At 69.0% G+C, this 2,059-nt stretch carries 2 protein-coding genes; both read right to left on the bottom strand.

What is annotated here, in order from left to right; all coding sequences use genetic code 11:
• The coding region (pheT, locus tag GPA_RS00560) for a phenylalanine--tRNA ligase subunit beta (protein ID WP_083808789.1) at positions 1-1,234 on the bottom strand (1,234 nt) is incomplete at its 3' end.
• A 13-nt stretch (positions 1,235-1,247) separates the two neighbouring features.
• Positions 1,248-2,059 (bottom strand): phenylalanine--tRNA ligase subunit alpha (pheS, locus tag GPA_RS00565; RefSeq protein ID WP_049783957.1); only part of this gene is annotated, 812 nt, incomplete at its 5' end.

The raw sequence follows: 2,059 nt of genomic DNA on the forward strand, positions 1-2,059 counted from the left end.
CGATGCCAGCGCCGTTGCCGGCGGCGGCGCTCACCGTGCCCCCGGCCACCTCCACCATGAGCGCGGCGGCCGCGGCCGAGCGCTCTTCGATGCCGTGGTCGTCCACGCCGCGCTCGTAGCGCATGGAGCTCTCGCTGAACAGGCCCAGGTTGCGGCTCGTGCGGCTCGTGCGGCCCGGTTCGAACGTGGCGGCCTCCAGCAGGATGTCCACCGTCCCGTCCGTGACCTCGGTATCCAGGCCGCCCATGACGCCTGCGAGCGCCACGGCGCCGAGCTCCGGCGTGGAGATGACCGTCATGTCGGGCGTGAGCGCGCGATCCTCGCCGTCGAGCGTGGTCAGGCGCTCGCCTTCGGCGGCCGCGCGCACCACGATGTGCGCCACGCCGTCCGCGTTCTTGAGCTTGTCCAGGTCGAAGGCGTGCAGAGGCTGGCCGAACAGGAACAGGATGTAGTTCGTCACGTCCACGATGTTGTTGATGGAGCGCTGGCCGATAGCGGCCAGGCGCTCGACCATCCAGTCGGGGCTCGGGCCCACCTTGACCCCGCGGATGACACGCGCGGTGTAGCGCGGGCAGCGCGCCGCGTCCTCGATGGTGATCTTCACCGTCTCGTCGACGGGCGCCGCTGAGGCGTCCAGCGCGAGCTTGCCCGCCATACCGACAAGCGGGCTCTCGTAGTCGGTGCGGTACATGGCACCCACCTCGCGCGCCATGCCCACCATGGAGAGGCAGTCGGGGCGGTTCGGCGTGATCTCCAGGTCGAGCACCGTGTCGGCAAGCTGCGCGTAGTCGGCGATGGGCACGCCCACGGGCGCGTCCTCGGGAAGCACCCAGATGCCCGCGTGGTCGCCGCCCATCCCCAGCTCGCGCTGCGAACAGCACATGCCGCAGCTGGGAACGCCGCGCAGCTTCGACTTCTTGATCTTGAGATCGCCCGGCAGCACCGCGCCCACGCAGGCCACCGGCACCTTGATGCCCGCCGCGATGTTCGGCGCACCGCACACGATCTGCACGGGCTCGCCCGCGCCCACGTCCACCGTGACCACGTGCATGTGGTCGCTGTCCGGGTGCTGCTCGCAGGTGAGCACGTGCCCCACGACCACGCCGTCGAGCGCCGCACCGGTCCTCTCCACCGCCTCGACGCCCGTGCCCGTCAGATCGAGCCGATCGCAGAACGCCTTCGTGTCCGCCGGCACGTCCACGTATTCACTCAACCACTTCAAAGATACTTTCATAGCTTGCGGCTCCTTAGAACTGACGGAGGAATCTCATGTCGCCTTCGACCAGCATGCGCAGGTCGGGGACGTTGTACTTCAGGCAGGCGATGCGCTCCACCCCCATGCCGAACGCGAATCCGGAGTACTTCTCGGGGTCGATGCCGGACATGGACAGCACGTTCGGATCCACCATGCCGCAGCCGAGGATCTCCAGCCAGCCGGTGCCCTTGCAGAACCGGCAGCCCTCGCCGTGGCAGATGCCGCAGCTCACGTCCACCTCGGCCGACGGCTCCGTGAACGGGAAGTAGTGGGCGCGGAACCGCGTTTTGCGCTCCTCGCCGAACAGCTGCTTGCACAGGTAGTCGAGCGTGCCCTTCAGGTCGCCGAACGTGATGCCCTCGTCCACCACCAGGCCCTCGATCTGCGTGAACTGGGGCAGGTGGGAGGGGTCGGCCACGTCGCGGCGATACACCTTGCCGGGCGCGATGACGAAGATGGGAAGCTCGTTGTCCTCCATCGCGTGCACCTGCACGCCCGAGGTCTGCGTGCGCAGGAGCACGTCGGACTCGCCGCGCACCGCGGCCTCGTCGCCGGAGCGGTCCACCACGTAGAACGTGTCGGCCAGGCTGCGGCTGGGATGGTCGGCCGGGGCGTTGAGCGCCTCGAAGTTGTAGTAGTCGGTCTCCACCTCGGGGCCCTCGGCCACCGTGTAGCCCAGGCCGAGGAATATCTCGGAGATCTCGTCGGTGATGCGGTTGATGAGGTGGCGCGTGCCCATCTGCTGGGCGCGGCCCGGCAGCGTCACGTCCACGGCCGCCGCGTCGATGGCCGCGGCCAGCTCGG

Origin of the sequence: Gordonibacter pamelaeae 7-10-1-b (assembly GCF_000210055.1) — a bacterium.
GTDB lineage: Bacteria > Actinomycetota > Coriobacteriia > Coriobacteriales > Eggerthellaceae > Gordonibacter > Gordonibacter pamelaeae.